At 55.2% G+C, this 19,959-nt stretch carries 14 protein-coding genes; 10 read left to right on the top strand and 4 right to left on the bottom strand.

Annotated features, from left to right (window positions below; translation table 11 throughout):
* Positions 1-27: 27 nt before the first annotated feature.
* The 3 genes from xni to queF form a co-directional block, all read right to left on the bottom strand.
* Entirely contained in the window at positions 28-777 is a 750-nt protein-coding gene (gene xni / locus EPE01S_RS08635) for a flap endonuclease Xni (RefSeq protein ID WP_062744232.1), read from the bottom strand.
* A gap of 33 nt (positions 778-810) precedes the next feature.
* Positions 811-2,175 (bottom strand): nucleotide 5'-monophosphate nucleosidase PpnN, encoded by a 1,365-nt coding sequence (ppnN, locus tag EPE01S_RS08630; RefSeq protein ID WP_062744231.1) that lies wholly within the window; start codon positions 2,173-2,175, stop codon positions 811-813.
* Between the two features lie 232 nt (positions 2,176-2,407).
* Positions 2,408-3,253, bottom strand: coding sequence for an NADPH-dependent 7-cyano-7-deazaguanine reductase QueF (gene queF, locus EPE01S_RS08625; RefSeq protein ID WP_062744230.1), 846 nt, complete (start codon positions 3,251-3,253; stop codon positions 2,408-2,410).
* Between the two features lie 135 nt (positions 3,254-3,388).
* Here queF and syd point away from each other — a divergent pair, with 135 nt between their 5' ends.
* From syd to EPE01S_RS08605, 4 genes are all read left to right on the top strand, one after another.
* Positions 3,389-3,940: a SecY-interacting protein gene (gene syd, locus EPE01S_RS08620; protein WP_062744229.1), complete on the top strand. Its 552-nt coding sequence runs from the start codon at positions 3,389-3,391 to the stop codon at positions 3,938-3,940.
* 611 nt (positions 3,941-4,551) lie between these two features.
* Positions 4,552-4,878 (top strand): YqcC family protein, encoded by a 327-nt coding sequence (locus EPE01S_RS08615; protein WP_062744228.1) that lies wholly within the window; start codon positions 4,552-4,554, stop codon positions 4,876-4,878.
* Positions 4,878-5,651, top strand: a complete 774-nt coding sequence (truC, locus tag EPE01S_RS08610; protein WP_062744227.1) for a tRNA pseudouridine(65) synthase TruC — start codon at positions 4,878-4,880, stop codon at positions 5,649-5,651. The genes EPE01S_RS08615 and truC overlap by 1 nt, the downstream gene beginning before the upstream one ends.
* A 28-nt stretch (positions 5,652-5,679) precedes the next feature.
* The gene (locus tag EPE01S_RS08605) at positions 5,680-6,129 is read left to right on the top strand and encodes a flavodoxin (protein WP_062744226.1); all 450 of its coding nucleotides are present in this window, start codon (positions 5,680-5,682) and stop codon (positions 6,127-6,129) included.
* Positions 6,130-6,190: 61 nt separating this feature from the next.
* Here the strand turns inward: EPE01S_RS08605 and barA are convergent, their stop codons facing one another.
* Positions 6,191-8,917: a two-component sensor histidine kinase BarA gene (gene barA / locus EPE01S_RS08600; RefSeq protein ID WP_062744225.1), complete on the bottom strand. Its 2,727-nt coding sequence runs from the start codon at positions 8,915-8,917 to the stop codon at positions 6,191-6,193.
* 667 nt (positions 8,918-9,584) lie between these two features.
* On the opposite strand from barA, the gene relA reads away from it, so the two are divergent.
* From relA to EPE01S_RS08570, 6 genes are all read left to right on the top strand, one after another.
* Positions 9,585-11,822 carry a GTP diphosphokinase gene (relA, locus tag EPE01S_RS08595; RefSeq protein WP_062744224.1) on the top strand — a complete coding sequence of 746 codons (2,238 nt, stop codon included), beginning with the start codon at positions 9,585-9,587 and terminating at the stop codon, positions 11,820-11,822.
* A 173-nt stretch (positions 11,823-11,995) separates the two neighbouring features.
* Positions 11,996-12,778 (top strand): nucleoside triphosphate pyrophosphohydrolase, encoded by a 783-nt coding sequence (gene mazG / locus EPE01S_RS08590; RefSeq protein WP_062744223.1) that lies wholly within the window; start codon positions 11,996-11,998, stop codon positions 12,776-12,778.
* A gap of 199 nt (positions 12,779-12,977) precedes the next feature.
* Positions 12,978-14,615 carry a glutamine hydrolyzing CTP synthase gene (pyrG, locus tag EPE01S_RS08585; protein ID WP_062744222.1) on the top strand — a complete coding sequence of 546 codons (1,638 nt, stop codon included), beginning with the start codon at positions 12,978-12,980 and terminating at the stop codon, positions 14,613-14,615.
* Positions 14,616-14,695: 80 nt separating this feature from the next.
* Positions 14,696-15,991: a phosphopyruvate hydratase gene (eno, locus tag EPE01S_RS08580; RefSeq protein WP_062744221.1), complete on the top strand. Its 1,296-nt coding sequence runs from the start codon at positions 14,696-14,698 to the stop codon at positions 15,989-15,991.
* Between the two features lie 209 nt (positions 15,992-16,200).
* Positions 16,201-18,087 (top strand): acyltransferase family protein, encoded by a 1,887-nt coding sequence (locus tag EPE01S_RS08575; protein ID WP_062744220.1) that lies wholly within the window; start codon positions 16,201-16,203, stop codon positions 18,085-18,087.
* 120 nt (positions 18,088-18,207) lie between these two features.
* Entirely contained in the window at positions 18,208-19,872 is a 1,665-nt protein-coding gene (locus tag EPE01S_RS08570) for a methyl-accepting chemotaxis protein (protein WP_062744219.1), read from the top strand.
* Positions 19,873-19,959 lie beyond the last annotated feature (87 nt).

The raw sequence follows: 19,959 nt of genomic DNA, 5'->3' as shown, positions 1-19,959 counted from the left end.
GGACAGTATGTCTGCTTTGCCTGCTATTTATGGCAGGCGTAAATCCTTCAGGTTCCCTTCCAGCACTAAATCGGTTTTCAGCGTGGCCACCTGACGGCAAATCTCAGCCATCTGCTGGTGTTCTGCCAGTTTTTTACGCCATTTTTCCGGCACCTGATCCAACTGCTGATAGAGCGCTGTCAGCGTGCCGAACTGTTGCAGCAGCTGGCTGGCGCTTTTGCCGCCAATGCCTGCCACGCCGGGGATCTTGCTGCTGCTGATGCCGGCCAGCCCCCAGTAATCGGGCAGCTGCGCGGGGGACACGCCAAACTCTGCGGCAATAAAAGGCACATCCAGCCAGCGCTTCTGAAAGTAATCGCGGATTTGTATCGTCGGTGCCAGGAGCTGACAGTAGCCCTTATCGGTAGAGACAATCGTTGCCTGATGGCCTGCGGCGGCCACCTTGCTGGCCAGGGTCGCCGCCAGGTCGTCAGCCTCATCGCCCTCAGAATGCCAGCTGGCGATGCCGATGCTGGCAAACGCCTTGCGTAACAGCGGCATCTCATCACGCAGCGTATCCGGCATCGGGGAACGGCCCGCTTTATAATCCGGCAACAGTCGGTGACGCCAGCTGTCGCTGCGATCGTCATCATCGAAGACGGCCACGGCGTGGGTGGGGCGGGTGTGCAGCAACAGCTGTTGCAGGGCATTCAGACAGGTATCCTGGCAGGGAGAGCCCTGGACGGCGTGAATGCGCCGAATCAGATTCAGCGCATCGATAATTAACAGATGTATCATCAGATAACCCTGAGCGGCCCGCAGGCCGCTCTTTTACTTAATGATTTCGTAGCAGGGGATATAAGCGCTGCCCGGCAGTTTCATACGATGCTGGGCAACGAAGCCTTGCAGCAGATCGTCCATGCGTCGCATGATTTCCGGATCGCCGTGCAGTTTATAGGGCCCTTTCTCTTTAATGGCCTGGATGCCAACATCCTTTACATTTCCCGCCACGATGCCGGAGAATGCGCGCCGCAGAGCGGCTGCCAGCTGTTCGGCCGGCTGGTCAGGTGAGAGATTAAGGTTCGCCATATTCTCATGGCTCGGCATAAACGGCATTTGCAGATCGGGGGCAATACGCAGTGCCCAGTTAAAGCTGTAGGCATCGCCGGTTTCGCGACGGTACTCTTTGACCTTCGGCATGGCTTTTTTCATTACCCGCGCCACTTCTGCCGCATCATCAATAATGATGGTGTAGTGCCTGCGCGCCTCATCGCCCAGCGTGTTGACGATAAACTCGTCCAGCACGCGGAAGTAATCAGCGCTTTCTTTCGGGCCGGTCAGGATCAGCGGCAGTACCTGGTCGTGATTGTGTGGGTTCATCATAATACCCAGCAGATACAGCAGCTCTTCCGCCGTGCCCACACCGCCCGGGAAGATAATGATGCCGTGAGCGATGCGCACAAAGGCTTCCAGACGTTTTTCAATGTCCGGCATGATGATCAGTTCATTGACCAGCGGATTGGGCGGCTCGGCAGCAATGATCGAGGGCTCTGTCAGGCCGATAAAGCGGCTGTCCCGGTAGCGCTGCTGGGCGTGACCCACTGCCGCGCCTTTCATTGGTGCTTCCATCACCCCCGGCCCACAGCCGGTACAGATGTTCAGTTCGCGCAGGCCCAGCTGGGAGCCCACGCTCCGGCAGTACTGGTATTCAATGGCGTTGATGGAGTGGCCTCCCCAGCACACCACGGTGTTCGGCTCCTCACCCACATGCAGGGCGCGGGCATTTCGCAGGATAGAGAACACCAGGTTAGTGATATGCACCGGGTCTTCTGTTTCAAACTGCTGAAAACGCCCGGCGTTATCAATTTTCCCGTTCAGGAAGAGAATGTCGCGCAGTACGGCAAACAGGTTAGCCTGCAGCGCACGAATAATCCGTCCGTCCACAAAGGCTTCTTCTGGCGGATTAATCAGTTCCAGTTTCACGCCCCGCTCGCGGCGCAGCACGTTAATGTCAAAATTTTCAAAGCGTGAGAGCAGTTCATGGCTGCTGTCGGTCTGGCTGCCGGAGTTGAGCACGGCCAGTGAGCAGTTACGAAAGAGCTGATAGAGGTCGCTGCTGGCCGTGCGTTTCAGCATATCGACTTCAAGCTGAGAGAGCAGATCCATTGAGCCGAGTGGGCTGACATGTGTAATCAAGTGAACTCCTTTACACCCGCCGGGTGTGCAGTGACTCCACGGCCTCGCGGTCGCAGAGAAAAGATATCCTTAAGCAATATCGCGACCTGACCGAAAGCGAAGATTTGCCCTTACAGGCATCGGATCGGGTGGGCAGGTTCGCCGCGCGTTGGGGGCGACGTATCGCTGTCCGCTGTCAGAGTAGCGTTTTCCAGTGATATTTAACAACAGGTTAACGTGCGGCAGGACAGAATTACTGACGAACCAGACGTGAGCGACTTGCCACAAAAGTATCATTCGTACGCCACGGGTTGATATCCAGCCCACCCCGCCGCGTGTAGCGCGCATAGACTGTCAGGCTTTCCGGCTGGCAGTAATGCTGAATGTCGTTGAAAATACGTTCAACACACTGTTCGTGAAACTCATTATGATTGCGGAAAGAGACCAGATATCGCAGCAGCGCTTCACGGCGAATACGGGGGCCGCGATAGCTGATTTGTACGGAGCCCCAGTCAGGCTGGTTGGTGATCAGGCAGTTCGATTTCAGCAGATGGCTCACCAGTTGCTCTTCTACCCGTTCAGGGGTCGTGGCATCACGCAGATAGTCAGCACTGAACGCATAGTTATCAATCGTAATGTCCTGTTCATCAATGCATTCGCCGCTAAAGCGGCCAACAGGCTGCCCTTCGATTTCCTGCAGGCGGAACAGTGCCACGCTCACCTTGCCCTGGGCACAGGCGCTGAGGTCACGTTCCAGTGTCTGACGGACCTCTCCCCAGTTGGCAAATGAAGTCTGATTAAAGCTGTTCAGATAAAGTTTGAAGCTTTTTGACTCAATGAGATTCACACTGCCGGCATCCAGCGTAACTTCCCCTATCGCGACCTGCGGCAGTCCCTTGCTGTTGAGCCAGGAGAGCTCATACAGCGTCCAGATATCTGCACCGCTGAACGGCAGATTTTCGGGATACAACCCCAGCGGCTCGCGGTTAAGGCTGCGCGGCACGGCCTGCAACAGTTCCGGCTGGTAGTGATCGTGATATTCTGTGGGTTTCCCCAGGCTCAGGCCTTCCAGTGCCTGATGATGCTCGTATGAAGACATGGTGTTACCTTGTGTTACCTTAATGCACCCGCCGTGGCAGATGTGTGGATACGTTCGGGTACTGTCAGTGCGCGAAGAGCGTGACAAGTACATCAGGCTGTCAGTGTAACTCAGCAAGCAAAGAGTGAAAAAATAATGATCGAAGAAACCTCCCAGGCATTACGCGATTTTAGTCATCGCTACTGCGAACTCTGGCAGCAACATCATGGCCATGCCCCGGCCAGTACAGAACTGCACGGCATACCTTCTCCCTGCATTGTTGCTGCGCACGAGGATGAGGTCTGGTGGCAGCCGCAGCCCTTTACGCTGGCCAAAAATCTTGATGCGGTTGAACGGGCGCTCGATCTGAGACTGCAACCATCGATAGCGGGCTTCTATACCACGCAATTTTCTGGTGACATGAAGGGAACTTTTGCCGGACGGCGTGTGTCTCTTGTACAGGTGTGGAGTGAAGACGACTTTGTCCGTGTGCAGGAAAACCTGATCGGGCATCTGGTGATGAAGCGTCGTCTTAAACACTCCCCCACAACCTTTATTGCCACAACAGAGTCTGAACTCGAAGTGGTGTCGGTGTGTAACATCAGCGGCGAAGTCATTATTGAGCAGTTAGGTACGACAAAACGTGAAGTCATCACCCCCTCTCTTAAGAAATTTCTTATTCTTTTACAACCTCTTAGTGAGCGTTGATCAGATTTAAGCCATTCCTTGTGTGCGATATCTCTCACAAACACTGTGAGAGATCGCTACGATTCTTGCAGATATCGCATTCGTTCATTTTGTAAAAATATTGTAGATCATAACGTTATGAGACCGGTTGCTGATATTGGCGTGTAAGACGCTTAAAAAGCACGACAGGGTGTCTTGTTTGCTTATGCTGATCGGGCAGAATAGCACCCAACGCAAAGGATGCGCAGGACTGGAACAGACATCATGATGATGTCACTCATGGAATGAGACGGACCCGTCTGGATGATGTATCAGGGAAAGGCTTCGGGAAGAAGCGAGGACACCTCAGGATGAGGTAAGGGACACCTCCAGGAAGGAGAATGTGAACCGAACAGGATGGTTTGGTTGGCAGGGATGTCAAAGGACTTGCATCAGGATGATGCTTAGCTCAGGAGAGCACAGGAATAGTTTTCAAGGATGAGCAGGGAGCATAAAGGTAGCTGGAGCGCTGCAAACGAACCAGGGGCACTGTTAACACAGTGCCCCTTTTTTTTGTTGAAATTTTTGCCCTGCGCAGTGCCAGTGATATGCTTTGCGCTCATTATCCCCGAAGCCTAATCAGGAGGTTGCTCATGATGCGTGAACAGCAGGTTCAGGAACGATTGCTGGCGATTGAAACGCAGCTTAAAACCGCCGGTCTCTGGCAGGCGGTCGCCCCCAATAGTGAAGCGTTTGCCAGCACGGAGCCTTTCTGTGTGGATACCATGACGCCACTGCAGTGGCTGCAGTGGGTGTTTTTGCCGCGTATGCAGGCACTGCTTGATGCCGGGGCCGCATTACCGGTTTCACTGGCCATCGCCCCTTATTATGAAGTCTGGCTTGAGGGAGAAATCCCGGAGCGTGCCCAACTGCTGCACTGTTTAAATGCACTTGACCAGCTGTTCGAGTCGCCCAACTGATGCTGGAGATTATTTACCAGGATCAGTGGCTGGTGGCGGTCAATAAACCCTCCGGCTGGCTGGTACACCGCAGCTGGCTGGATCGCCATGAAACGCAGTTTGTGATGCAGACGGTGCGCGACCAGATTGCACAGCATGTGTTTACCGTACACCGTCTGGACAGACCTACCTCCGGCGTACTGCTGATGGCGCTGTCCAGCGAAGTGGCGCGCCTGCTTTCTCAGCAGTTTGAGCAGCACCAGCTGCAAAAAACCTACCATGCCGTGGTGCGTGGCTGGCTGGAAGGCGAGGACAGGCTGGACTATGCCCTGACCGAAGAGCTGGATAAAATTGCGGATAAATTCAGCCAGCCGGAAAAAGCGCCGCAGCCAGCCGTTACCCACTGGCGCGGGCTGGCCACGGTCGAGCAGCCTTTCCCGGCCGGTCCGTACCCAACATCGCGCTATTCGCTGATGGAGATGAAGCCTGAATCCGGACGCAAGCATCAGCTCCGGCGACATATGACTCATCTGCGTCACCCCATCATCGGTGACAGCGCCCACGGTGATCTTAAGCAGAACCGGGCTGCGGCAGCGAACTTTGGGATGAATCGTCTGATGCTGCACGCCAGCGAGCTTTCACTGAAACATCCGGTCACGGGTGACCCCCTGCGGATCCATGCAGGGCTGGATGACGTCTGGCAAACGGCGATGTTCCGGTTCGGCTGGCAGCACTGCCTTCCTGACGTGCCGCGGGTTGAGTTCGCGACGCAACGCCCGCAGGATAGTGAATAATAATCAGCATCAACAATGGAGAAAAAGCATGGCTGAGGTAGGCATTTTTGTCGGTACCGTTTACGGTAACGCCCTGTTAGTGGCGGAAGAAGCGGAACCCCTGCTGGTGGCCGCAGGCCATCAGGTAAAGATTTTTGAGGATCCCACGCTGGAAGAGTGGCAGCGCTATGCCGAGAAGGTCGCGCTGGTGATCACTTCAACCACCGGCCAGGGCGATCTGCCGGACTGCATTGTCTCGCTGTACAACGGCATCAAAGAAAAGCTCGGTTATCAGCCGACTCTGCGTTACGGCATCATTGCGCTGGGTGACAGCAGTTATGACGCGTTTTGCGGTGGAGGGAAAAAGTTTGCAGAGCTGCTGCAGGATCAGCAAGCGGTTCGCGTCGGAGAGATGCTGCTGGTTGATGCCACGGAGAACCCGGAGCCGGAAGAGGTGACCTCCCCCTGGGTAGAGCAATGGGCGAAACTCCTCGGTTAAAGATAACCATCCCCCGGGTTTTCTGTCTGTGACGGTGAGGCACGCCTCACCGTCACAGGCCTTACAGCTTCAGGCGTTCTTTCGCCAACTGCGCCACGTTTTGCATCTCATCCAACAGCTCGAAAAGCTCCGGTTCGACCAGCGTCAGGTCTCTGCTGTTGCGCAGGCTCTGCTCCAGTTGCAGACAGAGCTGTTTCATTCGGGGCACACCGCTGTAGCTGGCGCTGCCATGCAGTTTATGAATGATATCGCTCAGGGCATCCGGATTATCCTCTGCCATATATTGCTCAACCAGCCCCTGCACTTCCGGCAGGAAATCTACCAGCATCTGTAACAGATCGCGGGCCAGATCGGGCTTATTCGCGGCCTGACGCAGTGCCAGCGGCCAGTCGAGGGAGGCGGGGACCTCAATGATTTTCGGTATTGCCCGCTGCCCGCCGGGCGTATATCGGGCGAGCAAACGGCTGAGTTTTTGTTCATCGATCGGTTTAGCCAGATAATCATTCATTCCCGCTTTAATCAGCTGTTCACGTTCACCGTCCATGGCATGTGCCGTCACGGCAACAATCGGCGTATTGGCGTGCTGGGGCAGGGTACGTATGGCTTCACTGGCGCGGATACCGTCGATCTCCGGCATCTGAATATCCATCAGGATAATATCCAGATGCTGCTGACGTGCCTGAGTGATCGCCCCTTCACCGCTGTCGCACAGGACGATCTCTGCCACCTGCTCTTCCAGCAGGGCACCAATCAGCTTGAGGTTAGCCGGGTTATCGTCTACCGCCATCACGCGTAACGGCAGACGGGGACGTTCAGGTAAGGGCAGGGTATCACGACGATGATGATCGACCAGTAATGGGATCAGGCGGGTCATGGATATCGGCTTAATCAGACAGGCGGTTACGCCGCGTGCTTTCAGCTCCTCAGCGAAGACCTGCATCTGGAAGGGCAGTGCCATAATCACGCTGCTTGCCCGTTGCAGAATGGGCTGCAACTGTTCACTGCTCATCTCCAGATTTTGCGCATCGGCCACCGGCAGCCCCATCAGCAGCACGTCATAGTGTTCGTCCGGAAGGGCGCTGAGCGTCGGACTGTAGCTGATTTTCATTGGTGTCGCTGCCAGCATATCCAGCAGGGCTTTCGCCGCCGTCTCGTTTGGCTCGACATAGGCCATGTGCTGCCCTTCAATACAGTCCATCACGCGTGGATCGCTGGCAGCATTAGGGTTAAGTGCCAGATTCACGTGGAACCAGAAGGTGGAACCGTGGTTAAGGCGGCTGTGGAAGGAGATTTCCCCGCCCATTTCATTGACCAGTTTCTGGGTGATCACCAGCCCCAGGCCGGTCCCGCCATGGCGGCGAGAAATGCTGGCATCTGCCTGGCGGAAGGCCTGGAACAGCTGTGACTGCTGCTTTTCGGAAATGCCGATGCCGCTGTCATGGATCTGCACCTCCAGCTCCATGCGATTGTTGCTCAGCGCGCGCTTTTCCACGCGAATATCGATATTGCCGCGTTCGGTAAATTTGATCGCATTACCCAGCAGGTTGACGATGATTTGCTGCATACGCAGTGGATCGCCAATGGCATTATCCGGAACGTCTCCCTGAATGTTCAGCGTCAGTTCCAGCCCTTTTTCATGCGCTGACTGCGCCAGCAGCACGACAACCTCATCCAGGGTGGCGCGCAGCGGGAAAGGGATGGTTTCCAGAACCAGCTTCCCGGCTTCCAGCTTCGAAAAGTCGAGAACATCATTGATGATACTCAACAAATTGTTCGCCGAGCGTTCAATGGTATGCAGGTAGTCGCGCTGAGTGGAGTTCAGCATGGTTTTCAGCGTCTGGCGGGTAAAGCCGATTACCCCGTTTAATGGTGTACGCAGCTCATGCGACATATTGGCGAGGAACTCTGATTTAATGCGTGCCGCCTCCTGAGCGCGTTTTTTCGCCAGATCCAGCTCGACGTTCTGGATCTCCATCTGCTCCAGTGTCTCACGCAGATCGGAGGTGGCCTGGTCGATATTTTGCTGCATCTCTTCATGGTACGCGGTGAGAGACATGGCCATCGAGTTGATACCATTCTTCAGCACGTCCAGCTCACCGAGCATATGACCTTCTACGCGACTGTCGAGCTGACCACGGCGGATGCGGTCAACGGTGCTGACCATGTTGCGAATCGGCCCGGTGACATCGCGCATCAGGCGGTAGGCAAACACCATGGCAATACACAGGCACAGCAGCAGCAGCAGGGTGGAGATAAACACTTCTTTATACTGCTGAAGCCGGACTGACTGTAAATCCAGCTCAATGGCAACGTATCCGAGGGGGTTACCGGTGGGTTTGGCGTCCTGGCCCGGGGATTCATCCGGGTAGTAGGTTTCAGACAAAATCGGCGTGCGCAGAATCACCGAGTTACCGTGGCGTTCCTTCATAAAGCGCATCGTTAATGGGGTGTTATCAGGCAGGCGAAGCAGATCCGGTGTCTGGTGATAGTTTGAGGTAACAAACAGCTGATTCTGGTCATCGAAAACAGAAATTGCCCGCACAATATCGGAATGGCGGCGGTGCAGCAGGCTGACCAGCTGACGCACTGACTCACGGCTGTGAAAGGTCATGCCATATTCACTGGAGACAGCCAGGGGTTCGATAATATTGACTCCGGCATCGGTCAGCTGGCTCTGCAGTTCGTTGTAACGGTTAACCACGAAAAAGGTCGAGAGCAGCAGCCCGATCATCAGCGTCGGAGCCAGAATCAAGATCATCATTCGCGCCCGCAGGCTGTATTTGGTCATAGTATTCCCTGTAGGCGGCGATTCGCGCTGTGCCGTTCCCATGGCATGAAGGTCTGTACGGGCAATAACCGGTTCGCCGGCAGGCGATGTCCGATTATTTCTGCTGATAATGATGACGTGTGAACATCAAAGAAACAATGACCAAATGCGTGCGGTAAAAAGAGGGCCGTTGCTCCATGATGAGGCCCGCACTTAAGGCATTTTGTCCGTGATGCTATGATTGTCACGGATTTCACCGGCAGAATTCTCCAGACTGCGCCCGTATTGTGGGCCAGCCGGCTGTGGGCAGGTGCAGATTTATGCGATATTTTTGAATATCAGGGACTATTTACTGCAAAAACTGGAACAATTTTCGCATAAGCCTAAGCTATGACGGCAGCCACCCGCTGATCGGGGACGGCTGTGTGATTAGTATTGGAAGTTTTATCCCATTATCGGGAAAATATGGGCCGAAAATGTCGCAGGTATTGCTGGCAGTGCAGCATTAGCGGCCAAGGCTGCGTATAATGTCACGACACGAACCCGGGACAGTCAGGTATGACTGCGGTCCGGCTACCTACAGGAACGGATGCGGCTGTGCGTCGGGGGGGAACCTGTCGGCAGGCGGTGTCCATGGCGTGTTTAGCCGAAAATAAGCCCCTGAACAGAGGCGATGCCAGGAGAGGATATGGTTGCGGTAAGAAGTGCACATCTGAACACGGCTGGCGAGTTTGCACTCGACCAATGGATCACCAGTCTGGGGATCTCCAACCAGCAGTCATGTGAACGACTGGCCGAAACCTGGCGCTACTGTGAAGCCACCACCCAGGGCCACCCCGATGCTGCACTGCTGCTGTGGCGCGGCGTTGAGATGGTGGAAATCCTGTCGATGCTCAGTATGGACTGCGAAACGCTTTGCGCCTCATTGCTGTTCCCGCTGGCCGATGCGGGCGTGGTCAGTGAAGCACTGCTGGAGGAGCAGCACGGTAAAGCTATCGTCTCGCTGGTGCACGGCGTGCGTGATATGGATGCCATCCGTCAGTTAAAAGCCACCCATAATGATTCGATGGCCTCAGAGCAGGTCGATAATGTACGCCGGATGCTGCTGGCGATGGTGGAAGATTTCCGCTGCGTGGTGATCAAGCTGGCGGAGCGTATTGCGCACCTGCGTGAAGTGAAAGACGCACCGGAAGATGAGCGCGTACTGGCAGCCAAAGAGTGCACCAATATCTATGCTCCCCTGGCAAACCGTCTAGGCATCGGCCAGTTAAAATGGGAGCTGGAAGACTTCTGCTTCCGCTATCTGCATCCGGACGAATACAAGCGCATTGCCAAACTGCTGCACGAGCGCCGCATTGACCGTGAAGACTATATTGATACCTTCGTGCAGTCACTGCGCACCGAGATTGTGAAAGAGGGCGTGAAAGCCGAAGTCTATGGCCGCCCGAAACATATCTACAGCATCTGGCGCAAGATGCAGAAAAAATCCCTGGCCTTTGACGAGTTGTTTGACGTGCGTGCGGTGCGTATCGTGGCCGAACGCCTGCAGGACTGTTATGGCGCGCTGGGTATTGTCCACACGCTTTATCGCCATCTGCCGAGCGAGTTCGACGACTACGTCGCCAATCCTAAACCTAACGGCTATCAGTCCATTCATACCGTGGTACTGGGGCCGAAAGGCAAAACCGTTGAAATTCAGATCCGCACCCGTCAGATGCATGAGGATGCCGAGCTGGGCGTGGCCGCGCACTGGAAATACAAAGAGGGCGCGACAGCGGGCGGCAGTGCGCGCGGTGCTTCCGGTCACGAAGGGCGCATTGCCTGGCTGCGTAAGCTGATCACGTGGCAGGAAGAGATGGCGGACTCCGGCGAGATGCTCGACGAGGTGCGCAGTCAGGTATTTGACGATCGGGTCTATGTGTTTACCCCGAAAGGCGACGTGGTCGATCTGCCGGCCGGCTCCACGCCGCTGGATTTTGCTTACCATATCCACAGCGATATTGGCCATCGCTGCATCGGTGCCAAGATTGGCGGGCGCATCGTGCCGTTCACCTATCAGCTGCAGATGGGTGACCAGATCGACATTATTACCCAGAAGCAGCCGAACCCGAGCCGCGACTGGCTTAACCCGAATCTGGGGTATGTTACCACCAGCCGGGGGCGCTCCAAGGTTCATGCCTGGTTCCGTAAGCAGGATCGGGACAAGAACATCATCGCCGGACGCCAGATCCTCGACAGCGAGCTGGATCACCTCGATATCAATCTGAAAGATGCTGAAAAGCTGCTGCTGCCGCGCTACAACTTCAATTCCCTGGACGAACTGCTGGCGGCCATTGGTGGCGGCGATATTCGTCTGAATCAGATGAGCAACTTCCTGCAGTCGAAGCTGAATAAGCCCAGCGCCGAGGAAGAGGATCGCGAGGCGTTGCAGAAGCTGACGCAGAAAACCTCGAACAGCGTGCCGCGCAGTAAAGAGAGTGGCCGCGTGGTGGTGGAAGGTGTCGGTAATCTGATGCACCATATTGCCCGCTGCTGCCAGCCTATCCCCGGTGACGATATCACCGGGTTTATCACCCAGGGGCGCGGTATCTCCATCCACCGCGCCGACTGTGACCAGCTGGCTGACCTGATATCACACGCGCCGGAACGTATCGTCGATGCAGTCTGGGGAGAGACTTATTCCAGCGGTTATTCGCTGGTGGTGCGCGTCACCGCCAACGATCGCAGCGGGCTGCTGCGTGATATCACCACCATACTGGCCAATGAAAAGGTTAACGTGCTGGGGGTGTCCAGCCACAGCGATACGAAGAAGCAGCTGGCCACCATCGATATGGATATTGAGATATACAACCAGCAGGTGCTGGGACGGGTGATTGCCCGGCTCAACCAGGTGCCGGACATCATCGACGCCAGACGATTACACTGATCTGCCATGTTGTCCTCCGGCAGTGCTCACCCCTGGTCACATACTCGTGTAGATGACCAGGGGAATTGCGCGCTGGCGGTGAACAAACGGCCTGCGCCAGTAACGCCACGACGTGGCCTGTTGTAAAACCCCATCAGGCCTGCCAAACAAAAAAGACTTAAATGGATTAAATTATGACTTCTCTCGATCGCCTGCTGGGCATCATGAAAACCCTGCGCGATCCGGAAAGCGGTTGCCCGTGGGATCGCCAGCAGACCTTTGCTTCCATCGCCCCTTATACCCTTGAAGAAACTTATGAAGTCATCGATGCGATTAACCGCGCTGACTTCGACGATCTGCGCGGAGAACTTGGGGATCTGCTGTTCCAGGTGGTGTTCTATGCCCAGATGGCACAGGAAGAGGGGCGCTTTAACTTTGATGATATCTGCAACGCCATCAGCGACAAACTCGAACGCCGTCATCCGCACATTTTTGCCGACGCTCAGGTCAGCGGCAGCGCTGAGGTGCTGGTGAACTGGGAGCAGATCAAAAGCGACGAGCGGGCCGGTAAAGCCCAGCATTCTGCGCTGGATGATATTCCGCAGGCGTTACCGGCGCTGATGCGCGCGCATAAAATTCAGAAGCGCTGCAGCAACGTCGGTTTCGACTGGACGACTCTTGGCCCGGTGCTGGACAAAGTGCATGAAGAGATCGATGAAGTGATGCACGAAGCGCAACAGGCGGTGATAGACCAGGACAAGTTGGAAGAGGAGATCGGTGACCTGCTCTTCGCGACGGTAAACCTGTCACGCCACCTCGGCAGTAAAGCGGAAACTGCGCTGCAAAAAGCCAACACCAAGTTTGAACGCCGCTTCCGTCAGGTTGAACAGATTATCGCCGCGCAGGGGATGACGATGCAGCAGGCCACGCTTGAAGAGATGGAAGCCGCATGGCAGGTGGTCAAATCTCAGGAATAACAGGCTGACACGATTCAACAAAAGTGTGACGTGCATCAACCTCCTGGGGCGCATATTCCGGTAATCTCAGGGTGGTAAATGCGGTGGGAAGCACACAACCGGAAACGATCAATTGTCGCCACGGGGTGTTTCGGGTATACTATTTTCCCGTCCTGGTTATCCATTCCATCGTCTTTAAACCTACATTCTCAGGTTCAGCATGACAACGAACTATATATTTGTGACCGGCGGGGTCGTTTCCTCTCTGGGTAAAGGCATTGCCGCAGCTTCCCTGGCCGCTATCCTTGAAGCACGTGGTCTTAACGTGACTATCATGAAGCTGGACCCGTACATTAACGTGGATCCAGGTACCATGAGTCCCACCCAGCACGGTGAAGTCTTCGTCACCGATGACGGGGCGGAGACCGATCTGGATCTTGGCCACTATGAGCGTTTCATCCGGACTAAGATGAGCCGCCGTAACAACTTCACCACCGGTCGAATCTACTCAGAAGTGCTGCGCAAAGAACGTCGCGGTGACTACCTGGGCGCGACTATTCAGGTGATCCCACACATTACCAATGCAATCAAAGAACGCATCATCGAAGGCGGCGAAGGCCACGATGTGGTGCTGGTAGAAATTGGTGGCACCGTAGGTGACATCGAATCCCTGCCGTTCCTTGAGGCGATCCGCCAGATGGCGGTAGACGTGGGCCGTGAGCACACGATCTACATGCACCTGACGCTGGTGCCGTACATGGCAGCAGCGGGCGAAGTCAAAACCAAGCCTACTCAGCACTCCGTTAAAGAACTGCTTTCTATCGGTATTCAGCCGGATGTGCTGATTTGCCGTTCAGACCGTGCCGTTCCGGCAAATGAGCGTGCGAAAATAGCGCTGTTCTGTAACGTGCCTGAAAAAGCGGTTATCTCGCTGAAAGACGTCGACTCCATTTATAAAATCCCAGGCATGTTGAAATCGCAGGGCCTGGATGACTACATCTGCAAGCGCTTCAACCTGAACGCCCCGGAAGCCAATCTGGCCGAGTGGGAGCAGGTGATTTATGAAGAAGCTAACCCGGGTGGTGAAGTTAACATTGGTATGGTCGGCAAATATGTCGAGCTGCCGGATGCCTACAAATCAGTGATTGAAGCCCTGAAGCACGGTGGCCTGAAAAATCGCGTTACTGTGAATATCAAACTTATTGACTCTCAGGATGTCGAAACCCGTGGTGTTGAAGTGCTGAAGAATCTGGATGCTATCCTTATTCCTGGCGGTTTCGGCTATCGCGGCGTAGAAGGCAAACTGATGACCGCGCAGTACGCCCGTGAAAATAACATCCCTTACCTGGGCATCTGCCTGGGAATGCAGGTGGCGTTGATGGAGTTTGCCCGTAACGTGGCGAACATGCCGGGTGCGAACTCGACTGAGTTTGTCCCTGACTGTAAGTACCCGGTTGTCGCGCTGATTACTGAATGGCGTGATGAAGACGGCAACGTTGAGCAGCGTTCTGAGCAGAGCGATCTGGGTGGAACCATGCGTCTGGGCAGCCAGCAGTGCCAGCTGACCGAAAACAGCCTGGTGCAGAAGCTGTACGGCTCTGACACTATTGTTGAGCGTCACCGTCATCGTTATGAAGTCAACAATATGCTATTGAAGCAGATTGAAGCGGCTGGATTACGTGTTGCAGGCCGCTCAGGGGATGACCAGCTGGTGGAGATCATTGAGCTTCCTGACCACCCCTGGTTTGTTGCGTGTCAGTTCCATCCGGAATTCACCTCAACACCTCGAGACGGGCACCCGCTGTTCAGTGGCTTTGTTAAAGCCGCCAGTGAGTACCAGAAGCGTTTGGCAAAATAAGTGTTTTCATAACCTCTTGAAATCGTAAGGCTTCAAGAGGTGCGTCTAAGTTTAAGCTAACTTGTACTGAGGAAAAACTAATGTCCAAAATCGTAAAAGTCATCGGTCGTGAAATCATCGACTCCCGTGGAAATCCGACCGTTGAAGCTGAAGTGCACCTGGAAGGTGGCTTTGTTGGTCTGGCAGCAGCACCATCAGGGGCTTCTACCGGTTCCCGCGAAGCGCTGGAACTGCGTGACGGTGACAAATCTCGTTTCCTGGGTAAAGGCGTGACCAAAGCGGTTGCTGCGGTTAACGGTCCAATCGCTGATGCGGTCACCGGTAAAGACGCGAAAGACCAGGCCAACATCGATAAAATCATGATCGATCTGGACGGTACAGAGAACAAATCTCAGTTTGGTGCTAACGCCATCCTGGCCGTTTCTCTGGCGGCGGCGAAAGCTGCTGCGGCAGCGAAAGGCATGCCACTGTACGAGCACATCGCTGAACTGAACGGCACCCCAGGCAAGTTCTCTATGCCACTGCCAATGATGAACATCATCAACGGCGGCGAGCACGCAGACAACAACGTCGATATCCAGGAATTCATGATCCAGCCTGTTGGCGCGAAAACGCTGAAAGAAGCGGTTCGCATGGGTTCTGAAGTTTTCCACACCCTGGCAAAAGTGCTGAAGTCTAAAGGTATGGGTACTGCGGTTGGTGACGAAGGTGGCTACGCGCCAAACCTGGGTTCTAACGCCGAAGCACTGGCTGTTATCGCTGAAGCGGTAAAAGAAGCGGGCTACGTTCTGGGTAAAGACATCACCCTGGCGATGGACTGTGCAGCCTCTGAATTCTACAAAGACGGCAAATATGTGCTGGCTGGCGAAGGCAACAAAGCCTTCACTTCTGAAGAGTTCACTCACTTCCTGGAAGACCTGACCAAACAGTACCCAATCGTCTCTATCGAAGACGGTCTGGACGAATCTGACTGGGCTGGCTTCAAATACCAGACCGAAGTGCTGGGCGACAAAATCCAGCTGGTGGGCGACGACCTGTTCGTTACCAACACCAAGATCCTGAAAGAAGGTATCGATAAAGGCATCGCTAACTCCATCCTGATCAAATTCAACCAGATCGGTTCTCTGACCGAAACCCTGGCTGCGATCAAAATGGCAAAAGACGCGGGCTACACTGCGGTGATCTCTCACCGTTCAGGCGAAACCGAAGATGCCACTATCGCTGACCTGGCGGTAGGTACTGCAGCGGGCCAGATTAAAACCGGTTCGATGAGCCGTTCTGACCGTGTTGCTAAGTACAACCAGCTGATCCGTATTGAAGAAGCGCTGGGCAACCGTGCGCCGTTCAATGGCCTGAAAGAAGTTAAAGGTCAGTAAGCTGCTGTTATTCTGAGCCGTTTATCAGGCTGAGGATAATCTGAAAAGCCCCGTCTCCGGACGGGGCTTTTTTTTGTTTATTTTTATTTTTCAAAGTGTTAACTGAATTTTGTCTGATGCGGAAAAATCCTGGTTATCTGTTACGGGGCGTTTTATGCGGTTATTTTGTGTAAATTCCTGGTCACTATTTGTAATCAGGATCAGGAAATATGAAATACCGTGCTGATGTTGACGGGCTTCGCGCACTCGCCGTGCTACCCGTTATCGCTTACCACATGGGGATCGGGGGGATACCCGGTGGGTTTACCGGCGTGGATATCTTCTTTGTTATTTCCGGCTATCTGATCTGCGGCATTATTTATAACAGTGCTATCAGCGACAACTTCTCCTGGCTGGATTTCTATAAGCGCCGCTGCCTGCGTATTCTGCCGCCGCTGTTTGTGGTGCTGCTGGCGACAATGATCTTTGGCTACTACCATCTGTTGCCTGCGCAGTTCACCGATCTGAGTAACAGCGCGCTGGCGGCGCTGCTTTCTGCGTCCAATATCTTTTTCTGGAAGACCACGGGCTACTTTGACGGGCCGGCCGACCTGAAACCGCTGCTGCACACCTGGTCGCTGGCGGTAGAGGAACAGTTCTATATTCTCTTCCCGGTCGTGCTGCTGCTGGTGATCCGGCTCTTCCGCCGCCGCACCACGCAGGTGATGCTGCTGGTGATTGCCGGATCGCTGCTGCTGAGTATTTACGGCGTAACGCGCAAGCCAACCTTTACCTTCTATATGCTGCCAACCCGTGCGTGGGAGCTGGCGCTTGGTGGGATTATTGCTATCGCCGGGCTGGAGGCGAAAACCGCCCATTACAGTGCCGCGCTGAAACACGGCATGAGTCTGGCCGGGCTTGGGCTGATTCTGTTTGGCTTCCTGTGGCTGGATACCACTCTGCCATTCCCGGCGTGGAATGCGCTCTATCCCTGCCTCGGCAGCTTCCTGATTATCCTCGCAGGCCAGCAGTCGGTGGTCTCGCGTCTGCTGGCGCTGAAGCCGGTGGTGTACATCGGTATGATCTCCTACTGCCTGTATCTGTGGCACTGGCCGATTATTGTCTACTCCCGCATGTTCTTTAATATCGAACCCGGTGTACGCGAGCTGGTGATCCTGGCCTTAACCTTTGGTCTTGCCGTTGCCTCTCGCTATCTGATCGAGATCCCCTTCCGTTACCGTCTTGCCTGGGTATCGCCGGGGCGTATTGTGACGGCATCGGTTATTGGTCTGGCAGTGATGGCCAGCGGTGCGGTGTATAAAGGGCATATCAGTAACAGCTCCGGGCAGTTTTCTGCGGAAGCGCTGGCGCTGGCACAGTATTCCGAATACAGCAAAATGCCGGAGTTTGACTACCAGTACCGCCGGGGCCAGTGCTTTGTGGATGGAAAGAACGAAGAGGATAAGCCTTTTAACCGTGAGTTCTGTCTGAAGACCTCCAGCACGGCGAAGAACTACGTAATGATCGGCGACAGCCATGCCGCCCACCTGTGGCGTGCCGTCAGTCTGGCTGCGGGCGAGGGGGTGAACGTCATCCAGGCCACCTCAGCGGGCTGTAAGCCGCTCTACAAACAGGACCTGCGTAATCCCTGCACGAAGCTGGTCGACTACGTCTACGATGAGTGGATCCCTGCGCATCACATTGACGGCATTATTATTTCGGCACGCTGGGCGCCGGAGGATATCGCTCCGCTGCGCGCCACCCTCGACCATCTTAAATCCCGCTCTGACAATATCATCGTGATGGGGCCTACCGTGGAATACACCGAGGCGCTGCCAGATCTGCTGGCGTACCAGACGGACGGGCGCAAAGATTTGGTGGCGTCTTCGATTAAAAAAGAGGTCAGGGGAACCGATGCCCAACTGCATGCGGCGATGGCGCAGCAGGGGACGCCTTATATCTCGGTTTATTCGATAGTCTGTCCGGGGAACGTCTGCCGTGGCCTGGCGTCTGACGGCCACCCGACGTCGAATGACTACGGGCACTTCACCCTCAGCGGGGCGAAGGACGTGGCGAAGCAGGCGATGATGCAGATGCACGAGAACGGATTTATGTAGCTTATCCACGCGGGCGGCCAGCAAAGGGCCGCCCGCGGGGTTTTGTAATTATTTAAAGTAAAGTGCACTTTGTACCGATATTAGCTGTTACCGGGCTAACCCCATGACAGAGTGCGCACCATGCTTAAAAATATAAAAGTTGTCACCAGCATCGTTATCATGCTGATCGTTTTCAGCGCGTTATTGCTCGTCTCCAGCGCGCTCTCCTTTAATGCCATCAGCCAGGACAAGGCCAACTTCACCCGCGCCAGTATTTTGACCGAACAGCAGGGGCAACTGAGTGATGCCTGGCAGACGCTGGTCAAAACACGTGTAACCATCAACCGGGTCGCAATCCGTATCCTGAAAAAGCAGACCGATCCCGCTTCCATGGCGGCAATAGAAAAGCTGCTGGGTCAGGCGACGGAAACGCTGGACGACGCCGGGCAGCATTTTGCCCGCTATAAAAGTTATCCTACGGTCGACGGGCAAAATCCGGCACTGGATGAGGCTATCGTCAGCAGCTATCAGCTGATGTATGACACCATGAAGCAGTCTATCCAGTTCCTGGGCGCGAATAACTACGAGGCCTACGGTAATCTGGAAGCGCAGAAAGCGCAGGACGACCTGGAAAAAAATTATGACGGCTGGCGTGAGCAGAACAGCAAGCTGCTGGCGGTCGGGGTCACGGATAATCACGAAGGCTACAGCCATATGGTATGGACGCTGGGCGCGATTATTCTGGTGCTGCTGGTGCTGGTTGCTTCGGTCTGGGTAGTGATCAAACGCGTCCTGCTGACGCCGCTGAAACAGCTGCTGGTGCATATTCAGCGCATCGCCGCCGGTGACCTTTCTGAAACCCTGGTGGTGGATGGACGCAGTGAAATGGGGCTGCTGGCCAGTAACCTGACGCAGATGCAGCAGTCGCTCGTCGCCACTGTGGGTAACGTGCGCGACAGTTCCAATGCCATCTACACCGGAGCCAGTGAAATTTCGCAGGGTAATAATGACCTCTCTTCCCGTACCGAGCAGCAGGCCGCCTCTCTGGAGCAAACGGCGGCGAGTATGGAAGAGTTGACGGCCACCGTGAAGCAGAACGCAGAAAATGCCCGTCAGGCGTCCCAGCTGGCCAAAAATGCCTCTGAGACGGCGGCGAAAGGAGGCCGTGTGGTCGACGGGGTGGTGAAAACCATGCAGGAGATCGCCGGCAGCTCGAAGAAGATTGCCGATATCACCAGCGTGATCGACGGTATCGCCTTCCAGACCAACATCCTGGCGCTGAATGCGGCTGTGGAAGCGGCACGGGCCGGTGAGCAGGGGCGCGGTTTTGCCGTGGTCGCCGGGGAGGTTCGCAACCTTGCCCAGCGCAGCGCGCAGGCCGCCAAAGAGATCAAAACGCTGATCGAGGACTCCGTTAACCGCGTTGACGCCGGTTCGCAGCAGGTCGCGACGGCGGGGGACACCATGACGGACATCGTCAGTGCGGTGGTCCGTGTCACCGATATCATGGGGGAGATTTCCTCTGCCTCGGACGAACAGAGCCGGGGTATCGACCAGATTGGCCTTGCAGTGACCGAAATGGATCGGGTCACCCAGCAGAATGCCGCGCTGGTGCAGGAATCAGCGGCAGCATCCGCGTCGCTGGAAGAGCAGGCCAGCCTGCTGTCTCAGGCAGTGGCGGTGTTTAAAATCGGTTCACAGAACGCCGCAGCGATCCGTCATGTCGCACCGGCGTTGAAAACGCCGCGCCTGGCCGCACCGCGTAATATCACTGTGCAGAGTGAGGGCCACTGGGAAACGTTCTAGCCCTGTCTGACCGTCGCCTTTTCAGGGCGGCGGTCAACCTCAGTACAATCACAGGCACGCTTTGTTTGGTCTTCTTCTGTCAATCTG

The organism is Erwinia persicina NBRC 102418, from assembly GCF_001571305.1.
Lineage (GTDB): Bacteria > Pseudomonadota > Gammaproteobacteria > Enterobacterales > Enterobacteriaceae > Erwinia > Erwinia persicina.
This window is presented reverse-complemented; position numbering and strand designations above follow the sequence as displayed.